The organism is Vulcanococcus sp. Clear-D1, from assembly GCF_014654725.1.
GTDB lineage: Bacteria > Cyanobacteriota > Cyanobacteriia > PCC-6307 > Cyanobiaceae > Vulcanococcus.
On sequence record NZ_JACVZV010000007.1, the window covers coordinates 83,976 to 91,627 of the forward strand.

General features: G+C 68.5%; 8 protein-coding genes. 3 read left to right on the forward strand and 5 right to left on the reverse strand.

Annotated features, from left to right (window positions below):
• Positions 1-27 precede the first annotated feature (27 nt).
• Complete coding sequence (locus tag H9532_RS02870) at positions 28-1,026, forward strand: aldo/keto reductase (RefSeq protein ID WP_296365633.1); 999 nt, start codon at positions 28-30, stop codon at positions 1,024-1,026.
• On the opposite strand, the gene H9532_RS02875 is transcribed toward H9532_RS02870, so the two are convergent.
• The gene (locus H9532_RS02875) at positions 1,027-1,704 is read right to left on the reverse strand and encodes a hypothetical protein (RefSeq protein ID WP_296365635.1); all 678 of its coding nucleotides are present in this window, start codon (positions 1,702-1,704) and stop codon (positions 1,027-1,029) included.
• Positions 1,705-1,875: 171 nt separating this feature from the next.
• A complete protein-coding gene (gene purM / locus H9532_RS02880; protein ID WP_296365637.1) occupies positions 1,876-2,910 on the reverse strand; it encodes a phosphoribosylformylglycinamidine cyclo-ligase in 1,035 nt (344 codons plus the stop codon).
• A 415-nt stretch (positions 2,911-3,325) separates the two neighbouring features.
• Here purM and H9532_RS02885 point away from each other — a divergent pair, with 415 nt between their 5' ends.
• A complete protein-coding gene (locus H9532_RS02885) occupies positions 3,326-3,859 on the forward strand; it encodes a septal ring lytic transglycosylase RlpA family protein (RefSeq protein WP_296365639.1) in 534 nt (177 codons plus the stop codon).
• A gap of 93 nt (positions 3,860-3,952) precedes the next feature.
• Positions 3,953-5,509: a bifunctional pantoate--beta-alanine ligase/(d)CMP kinase gene (locus tag H9532_RS02890; protein WP_296365641.1), complete on the forward strand. Its 1,557-nt coding sequence runs from the start codon at positions 3,953-3,955 to the stop codon at positions 5,507-5,509.
• Here the strand turns inward: H9532_RS02890 and H9532_RS02895 are convergent.
• From H9532_RS02895 to H9532_RS02905, 3 genes are read right to left on the reverse strand one after another with little or no spacing between them, the layout of a single operon-like run.
• Positions 5,506-5,994, reverse strand: coding sequence for a low molecular weight protein-tyrosine-phosphatase (locus tag H9532_RS02895; RefSeq protein WP_296365643.1), 489 nt, complete (start codon positions 5,992-5,994; stop codon positions 5,506-5,508). The genes H9532_RS02890 and H9532_RS02895 overlap by 4 nt on opposite strands.
• Positions 5,987-6,664, reverse strand: a complete 678-nt coding sequence (locus H9532_RS02900; RefSeq protein ID WP_296365645.1) for a HEAT repeat domain-containing protein — start codon at positions 6,662-6,664, stop codon at positions 5,987-5,989. Before H9532_RS02900 ends, H9532_RS02895 begins: the two co-directional genes overlap by 8 nt.
• A complete protein-coding gene (locus tag H9532_RS02905; protein ID WP_296365647.1) occupies positions 6,661-7,533 on the reverse strand; it encodes a HEAT repeat domain-containing protein in 873 nt (290 codons plus the stop codon). The genes H9532_RS02900 and H9532_RS02905 overlap by 4 nt, the downstream gene beginning before the upstream one ends.
• Between the last annotated feature and the right edge of the window lie 119 nt (positions 7,534-7,652).

The following is a 7,652-nucleotide window of genomic DNA, read 5'->3' on the forward strand; positions in this document are numbered from 1 at the left end:
GCAGAGATGGCCCCGATTGGCTCGATCATGGCAAGCAGCAGCCAGCAACCCGGGATCGGGGTGGGCACCTGGGCCTGGGGAAACCAGTTCCTGTGGGGCTACGAGCCTGAGCGCGACGACGAAGCCCTGGCCGCCACCTTCCGCCGCTGCCTGGAGCAGGGGCTGCACTTCTTCGACACGGCTGATTCCTACGGCACCGGCCGGCTCAACGGCCGCAGCGAGGCCCTGCTGGGCCGTTTTGCCTTGGCCGCCCCCGCCGAACAGCGAGCCCAGCTCTGCATTGCCACCAAATTGGCCCCCTTCCCCTGGCGCTTGGGGCGCCAGGGGTACCGCCGCGCCTTCGCCGCTTCGCAGGAACGGCTGCAGGGCCAACTGCACCGGGTGCAGCTGCACTGGAGCACTGCCCGCTATGCCCCCTGGCAGGAGGGGCCGCTCCTCGATGGCCTGGCCGATCTGGTGCGCAGTGGTGCCGTGGCGAGCCTGGGGGTATCGAACATGGGACCCCAGCGGCTGCGCCAGCTGCACCGGCGACTGGCCGATCAGGGCGTACCCCTGCGCAGCCTGCAGGTGCAGCTCTCCCTGCTGGCACCGCAACCGGTGCTGGCGGGCGGGGTGGCGGAGGTGTGCCGTGAGCTCAACATCGAGCTGATCGCTTACAGCCCGCTCGCGCTGGGGCTGCTCAGCCGCAGCAACAGTCCAGCCGCCACTTCCTCGGCCATCGCCCGGCCGCTCACCGGCACCCGCCGCAGGCTCTTCCAGCAGCTGGAGCCCAAAGTGCAAGCCTTGCGCCAGCGGATGGCGGAGATCAGTGCGGGCAGGCCAGGTGGATTGGCCGCCGTCGCCCTCAACTGGTGCCGCGCCCATGGAGCGATGCCCATCCCGGGCTTACGCAGCTGCGCCCAGGTGGATGCCACGGCCGCTGCCCTCAGCTGGCAGCTGAGCAGCCACGAACGCCACAGCCTCGATCAGCTGGTGGGACAGGCCGGCGCCGCAAGGATGCCGGCCAATCCCTTCCAAAGCGGCTGATCAGGCCTGGCCCATCAGCGGCGAGGGATCGGGGGTGAGCACCACCGGCATGCGCTCGCGCTCAGGAGCTTCGGCGCTGTCCGCCGTCCGGCTCAACGACACGAGCCTGGGGCGTGGGGCTTCAAGCACGGCCGGCGCTGCTGGAGCTTCCGGGGCGGCAGGGCCCTCGTCACAGGCGGTCAGAGCCTCCTGCAGGAGGGAGTCGAAGGTGGCCCCGGGCAGACGGTGGCGGGCAATCTCCAGAAAGGCCCGGGCCAAGGATTCACCGGCGGCCGCCTTGAGGGCGGGGTTGGTGCGGCGCTGCTCCTGCTCCTCTTCAACCGCGCGGATGAACCGCTCGGTGACATCACGCTTGGTGGCCGCGCGGATCCGTGTTTCCTGCTCCTGAGGCGTGAGCTGAAGCTGCTGATCCAGCTCCTCGAGCCGACGACTGATGCTCTCGAGCACTTCGCGGGCTTCCTTGCCCACGTGGGCGAGCTGGCCATCGGAGAGGCGGGGCAGATCCGCCACAAACACCTTGCCGTGGTCGCGCAGGGTGAGAAAGGTGGGGCGAACGCTGCTGCGGCTGGGGTAGGCGTCGCGGGGGCGCAGCGGGCGATTGGGAGGAATCGGACCAGCGGAGCTGCGCCGGCGAGTGATGCGGGTGGAAGCGTTTAAAAGCGAGCCGTTTAACGACATCTCAAACCTATAAAGAACGGACCTATGCGCTGTGTTCTGCGTTGCCGAACAATCAGGCACGGCGCGGGCGTGATCAACGCCGCGCCGCAATGCCCAGACCCTAACGGCCTGGGGCGGCTTCACCGGGCTCAAGCGCCAGGCTGATGCAATTTGGCAGCCAAGGCCGCCGAATCAGTACGGCAATCCAGCCAGGGGCGCGGATCCCGCTGATCCAGGCTCCACCTGGCCGAGCAACCAGGCCTGGTGCCCCTGGCCCTCACACACCTGCAGGACCGCCTCCACAGCCTGCTCCGGCACCACAAGGCAGTACCCAACCCCAAGGTTGAAGGTGTTCCAGAGATCGGCCTCCGGCACCTCACCGTTCTCCTGCAACCAACGGAACAGCACCGGGCGCTCCCAGCTGCCGGGATCCAGGCGGGCATGCAGGCCTTCGGGCAGCGCCCGAGGCAGGTTTTCCGGCAGACCGCCGCCGGTGATGTGGGCCATGCCATGCAGCTCCACCTCAGCGGCAAGCAGCGCCTGCACCAGCGACGCATAAAGAACAGTGGGCTTCAGCAAGGCATCGAGCACGCCCTGGCCGCCGGGGCTGAGGCAGGTTTCGGGGGTCACGCCGCGCAGCTCAAGGATGCGGCGCACCAGGCTGAAACCATTGCTGTGCACCCCGCTGCTGGCTACAGCCACGATGCGATCGCCCGCCTGCACCCGCGCCGGCTCGATCAACTCGTCTTCTTCCACCACAGCCACGCAGAACCCCGCCAGGTCGTAACGCCCGGGGCCGTAGAAGCCGGGCATCTCGGCGGTTTCACCGCCGAGCAAGGCACAGCCGCTCTGGCGGCAGCCATCGGCAATGCCCTCCACCACCTCGGCCATCGCCTCTGGGGTGAGTTTGCCGGTGGCGATGTAGTCGAGAAAAAACAGGGGCTGGGCGCCACTGGTGATCACATCGTTCACGCACATCGCCACCAGATCGATGCCAACGCCGTGATGGCGCCCATGGGCCTGAGCCAGCTCGAGCTTGGTGCCCACGCCGTCGGTGCCCGACACCAGCAGCGGCTTGCGCATGCCCTGGGGCAGGCGACAGAGCCCGCCAAAACCACCCAGACCGCCCAGCACCTCAGGCCGGCGCGTGGACTCCACGCTTGAGCGGATGCGCTCCACGAAGGCTCGCCCGGCCTCCACGTCAACGCCGGCTGTGCGGTAGTCCATCCCAGCAACCACTCACGGATCCCTTGATCCTGCCCGGCCAGGGGGCGGCACCACCACCAAATCGACAACCGCCCGCCGGATTGGCACACAGTTCGATCAGCCCCGCTTATTGAGGCGATCAGCGGCCGTGATCGAAGCACCCCCTTGCCAGCCCATCAGATCCCTGCGATAGCCCTCAATTCGAGATTTGATCGCAAATGCTGATCAATCAAACGCTCGCGATTGCAGACCAAATCCACCACGCACTGCCAGTAACTTTGAGTCGTCGTCAATTCCCGATAGGAACTCCGTCAGCACATCGGATCAAAGATCCCTCGCAATTCGCGATGGCCACTGTCTGAAATCCGCTCTTGAAGCTGATGGGCCACACCTTCTTTCAGTGGCTGCTGCGTGACCGCGGCGAGTTTCGCTTGTTATGCGTCGCTTCTGTCTCCTAGGTGGCTCGGCCCTGTTGCTCTCCGGCAGCACCGGTCTCCCCCCGGCCTTCGCCACCACCGGCCGCGTTGCTGCTGAAACCAGCAGCCCCTCGCTTGAACTGGCGATCCGCAGCGTGGAAACCAGCCTCGAGTCGGCCGATCCCTCAGACGAGCTTCAGATCAAACCTGCCGCTCCCGCGCTCCCCATTGCCACCCCCCCGCAGCAGCCACGGGTGAAATCGGTGAGTCAGGGTCAGGCCAGCTGGTACGGCCCCGGTTTCTTCGGGAACCGCACCGCAAGTGGTGAAGTGCTCCGGCCCGGCACCCTCACCGCCGCACACCGCACCCTGCCCTTCGGCACGCAGGTGCGCGTGACCAACATGGGCAACGGCCGCAGCGCCATCGTGCGCATCAACGATCGCGGCCCCTTCCATGGCAACCGGGTGATCGACCTGGCCCATGGCGCTGCCAACAACCTGGGCCTGATCTCGAGCGGGATCGCCAACGTGAAGCTGGAAGTGCTCCAGCCCTGATTGCCCCACAACGGGCATCCCTTCAGCCCACTGGCCGATCGGCCGGTGGGCTTTTTGCTGGCCCGGTAGGGTCGCACCAAGCTGCAAGATCCCGTGCGCCTGCTGCGCCGCTGCACTGATCTGGAGGCCTGGCTCCGAAGCTGCGGAGCGGCGCCCTTGCATTTCGTGCCCACGATGGGAGCCCTCCACCCTGGGCACCAGAGCCTGATCGCGCGGGCAGGCCGCCTGCAGGTGGGGGTGCGGCCGCAGGTGCTGGTGAGCGTGTTCGTGAACCCGCTGCAATTCGGCGCCAACGAGGATTTCGGCCGCTACCCCCGCCAGCTCGAGCGGGATGCCGAGCTGGCCGAGGCCGCTGGCGCCGATGCCCTGTTCGCCCCCAGCGTGGAGGAGCTCTACCCGGCCGGCGAGGGCGAACTCACGCGAATCCAACCGCCCGAATCCCTACAGGCGGGCCTGTGCGGCCGGCACCGCCCTGGCCACTTCAACGGCGTGGCCACGGTGGTGGCACGGCTGCTGGGGTTGATCCGGCCCGATCAGCTCCTACTAGGCGAAAAGGACTGGCAACAGCTGGTGATCCTGCAGCGGATGGCGGCGGATCTGGGCCTGCCGGTGCAGGTGGTGGGCTGCCCCACCCTGCGCGAGCCCGACGGCCTGGCCCTGAGCTCACGCAACAGCTACCTCAGCCCGGCGCAGCGCCTGCAGGCCAGCGCGTTGCCCCAGGCGCTGCAGGCTGTCGCCGCCTCCCCGCTGCCCCCTGGCAGTGTCCTGGCCCCCGCCTTGGCACAGGTGCAGCAACAGCTGGAGCAGGCCGGCCTGGTGCTCGACTATGTAGAAGCGGTGTGCCCCCGCAGCCTGCAGCCCCGCAGCACCCTCACGGGCCTCACCCTCCTGGCCGCCGCCGCCCACTGCGGCCCCAGCCGCCTAATCGACCACGTGTTTCTGATGAGCCGAGCCCCGATCGTTGCCATCGATGGCCCTGCCGGAGCCGGCAAGAGCACCGTGACCCGCGCCTTTGCTGAGCGGCTGGGGCTGATCTATCTCGACACCGGCGCCATGTACCGGGCCGTGACCTGGCTGGTGCAGCAAAGCGGCGTGGAAGCCAGCGATGCGGCGGCGGTGGCGCCGCTGCTGGAGGACCTCGATCTGCAGCTGAGCACCGCCGCCGCCGGGAGCCAACGGGTGAGCGTGAACGGCCACGACGTGACCGAGGCAATCCGCTCACCGGAGGTGACCGCCCAGGTGTCGGTGGTGGCGGCCCATGGCTGCGTGCGCGAAGCGCTCACCCGCCAGCAGCAGGCGATGGGTGAGCGGGGCGGGCTAGTGGCCGAAGGGCGCGACATCGGCACAGCCGTGTTCCCCGATGCCGAACTGAAGGTGTTTCTCACCGCCACGGTGGCCGAACGGGCCCGCCGCCGCGCCCTTGATCTGGAGCAACGTGGATTTGCCGTGCCGGCTCTGGCGGAACTCGAGGCCCAGATCGCCGAACGCGACCACCTCGATTCCACGCGGGACGTGGCCCCGCTCACCCAGGCCGCCGATGCGGTGGAGCTGATCACCGATGGCCTGAGCATCGACGCGGTGATCGAGCAGCTGGGGCAGCTGTTCCGCCAGCGGGTGCCGCACGACGCCTGGCCGGAGCCGGCGGCCTAGCGCTCCTCGCGCAGCAGGCTCTCGAGCAGCCCCCCGCAGGCGTCCTCCAGCAGATCGAGCACATGCTCGAAGCCCTGCTCGCCGCCGTAATAGGGATCGGGCACCTCGCTGGCCCGGTGCTGGCGGCAATGGCTGGTCATCGGCTCAATCCGCGCCAGACCCGGCCGATCCCCCAGTTCGCGCGCCAGGGAACGCACGTTGCGCAGGTTGTCGTCATCCATGGTGAGGATGCGATCGAAGGCGCTGAAATCCGCCAGCTCGATCTGGCGCGCGCGGCTGGGCAGATGAATGCCACGGCGCTCCGCGGCGGCACGCATGCGCCGATCGGCAGGGTTGCCCACGTGCCAGCCGCCGGTGCCGGCGCTATCCACCACAAAGCGATCCTCCAGACCCTCACGGGCGATCAGATGCAAAAACACTCCCTCGGCGGCCGGTGAGCGGCAGATATTGCCGAGGCAGACAAACAACAGGCGCTGCTCAGCCATGGTTCACCCCCAGGCGCTGCAGGGCCAGGGCGGCCCGGAGCTGCACCACTGGCGCCTCCTCAGTTGGATTCCGGCATAGACCGATCAGCGCGTCGTGCAGGCGCTGCTGCGCAGCGGGCCCCTCGGCCAGCTCGGGATGCACGGCGGGCGCGAGGGATTCAAGCCCCACCACCACGGCGTAACGCACCACCCACTCACCATCGCGGCAACCCTCCACCAGAGCCTGCAGGCAGCGCTCAGCCGTGGTGCGGCGCTGCGGCGGCGGAAGCGCATCGAGCCGCAATTGCCCCAGACCCCGGGCCGCCGCACGGCGCACGCTGGGGCCGATGTCTTTGCCGAGGGCATCCTCAAGCACCTCCAGGCCGCGCACATCACCGATGCCGGCCAGGGCGCGCACGGCCCAGGCACGGGCGCCGTAGTTGTAGCCGTCGATGTTGGTGAGGATCGTGTCGACGGCAGGCACGCCGATGGCGATCAGGCCGTCGACGGCGGCCACGGCAGCACCTGGGTTGTTGAAGCCCAGCACCTCCACCAGGCAGGTCGCACCATCGGGATGGGCGGAGGCGGCAAGGGCTTGGGTGGCCTGGAGAAGGCCTAGGGCGCTATCGGCGCGCTGCACGGCCTCCACCAGAGCCGCCACATCCGATTGGGTCACAACAGAAGTGCTCATAGCAGGGCATCCATCGCATCGAGCACCGCCACGGTGGCGGCATCAGGTGCCTCGCCAGACGAAGCGGCATGGCCGCCCGCCGAACCAGCGCCCTGTTCCACCAGGCCGCGCAGGGCAATCAGCTTGAGGCTGTTCTCGGCCAGGGTGGCGGCGATGGGCTCAAGGGCCTCGCGCCAACCGGCGGCCCCCAGATCCATCAGGGCAGCACGGCGCACCTGCAACTGCTGATGTTGCAGCAATTGCACCAGCTGATCACCCCAGCGACGCTCCTGGGTGAGCTGCAGCAGAGCCCGGTAGGCGGCGCTGCGGATCAAGGGCCGCTCATGGGCCACAAACGGCTCGATCACCGCCAACACCGGCGGCTCGGCCACACCGATCTCTCCGAGGGCTTCGAGCAGCGCTTCACAAGGTTCCTGCAGCCGAGGCGTGCCGGGTTGCTGGGCTCCGGCCACCGCCGGGCCACTAGCTAATCGGCGGCGCAGGGGCTCAACCGCCGCTTGAGCACGCAGATCACCGAGGGCGCGTGCTGCGGCTTCGCGCAGGCCGTGATCTTCGTCCTCGAGGGTGGCCAGCAGATCAGGAATGGCCGCCTGGGCGCTCTGGCCCAGCTTGCCGAGGGCGCGGGCTGCATTCCGCGCCACGGCATTTTCTTCCACGCCAGCCCCGGGGTCGCGGGGGCGGCGCTGACGCAACGCCTCCTGTAACAGGGGCACCGCATCGGGATGCGTGCTGCGGTTGCGGCCCAACCACCAGGCCGCGTAGTACTGCGCGGAGGGGTCATCGGTGAGGCGCAGGCGACGCAGCGCCTCCTCTTCACTGATCGGATCTCCGTTGCCCGGAATCGATGGGTCGGCGTCGCCGGCGGCCATGGCCCAAAACGATGGCGCTGCTGATGCTGCCATCGCCGCCGGCCCCAGCGCAGACGGATGCAACAAAAAAGCCCCCCTTGCGGGGGGCTCGCTTCACAACTCGCGGTTGCGCTGTGAAT

What these genes read in the sequence shown, in the direction of transcription:
- H9532_RS02870 (WP_296365633.1), top strand. Translation starts at nt 28, where the DNA reads ATGGCAAGCAGCAGCCAGCAACCCGGGATCGGGGTGGGCACCTGGGCC.
- H9532_RS02875 (WP_296365635.1), bottom strand. Translation starts at nt 1,704, where the DNA reads ATGTCGTTAAACGGCTCGCTTTTAAACGCTTCCACCCGCATCACTCGC.
- purM (WP_296365637.1), bottom strand. Translation starts at nt 2,910, where the DNA reads ATGGACTACCGCACAGCCGGCGTTGACGTGGAGGCCGGGCGAGCCTTC.
- H9532_RS02885 (WP_296365639.1), top strand. Translation starts at nt 3,326, where the DNA reads ATGCGTCGCTTCTGTCTCCTAGGTGGCTCGGCCCTGTTGCTCTCCGGC.
- H9532_RS02895 (WP_296365643.1), bottom strand. Translation starts at nt 5,994, where the DNA reads ATGGCTGAGCAGCGCCTGTTGTTTGTCTGCCTCGGCAATATCTGCCGC.
- H9532_RS02900 (WP_296365645.1), bottom strand. Translation starts at nt 6,664, where the DNA reads ATGAGCACTTCTGTTGTGACCCAATCGGATGTGGCGGCTCTGGTGGAG.
- H9532_RS02905 (WP_296365647.1), bottom strand. Translation starts at nt 7,533, where the DNA reads ATGGCCGCCGGCGACGCCGACCCATCGATTCCGGGCAACGGAGATCCG.